Genomic DNA, 574 nt, shown 5'->3' with positions numbered 1-574 from the left:
AGCCGCCCGCCTCACCGGCCGCCCGGGGCGCCCTGTTTCCGGCGGACTGCCGGGCATAATCGAGCCATGACGCATCCGATCGTCCTGCTGCACGGCTGGGCCTGCTCCGCCGGCTACTGGAAACCGCTGGCCGCCCGACTCTCCGCCGGCGGCCGCGACGTCGCGGCCCCGGACCTTCCCGGCTACGGCAGCGGCCCGCCCGCCGGCTTCGACTGGACCGTGGAGAACGTCGCCGCGGCCCTGGACGACCGCTTCGGCAGCGGGCCGGTGCACTGGGTCGGGCACTCCCTGGGCGGCAACATCGCCGCCACCATCGCGGCGCGCTTCCCGCAGACGACGGCGTCGCTCACCGTGATGGGGATGGTGCCGGTGCCGCCGTCGGCGGCAACCGTCGACAAGCTCAGCCGCCTGTTCGGCGGGGAATCTTCCGATCCGGCAGCGGACCTTGCCGCCGGCGAGGAGCTGATTCGCGCGTGGTTTAGCGGCGGCAGCGAGCCGCAGGGCGCGGACCGCGAAACGTTCCGGGCCCCCTTCAGGCGGCACCCCGACGTCGTGCGCCGGAGCCTGCCCGCGG

1 protein-coding gene is annotated in these 574 nt (G+C 74.9%); it reads left to right on the top strand.

The window, feature by feature from the left end:
* Positions 1-66: 66 nt before the first annotated feature.
* A partial coding sequence (locus AC5RV2_RS18835) for an alpha/beta fold hydrolase (RefSeq protein ID WP_494093594.1) occupies positions 67-574 on the top strand: 508 nt, incomplete at its 3' end.

The sequence above is a fragment of the Arthrobacter sp. Y3225116 genome, from assembly GCF_059091245.1.
This window is presented reverse-complemented; position numbering and strand designations above follow the sequence as displayed.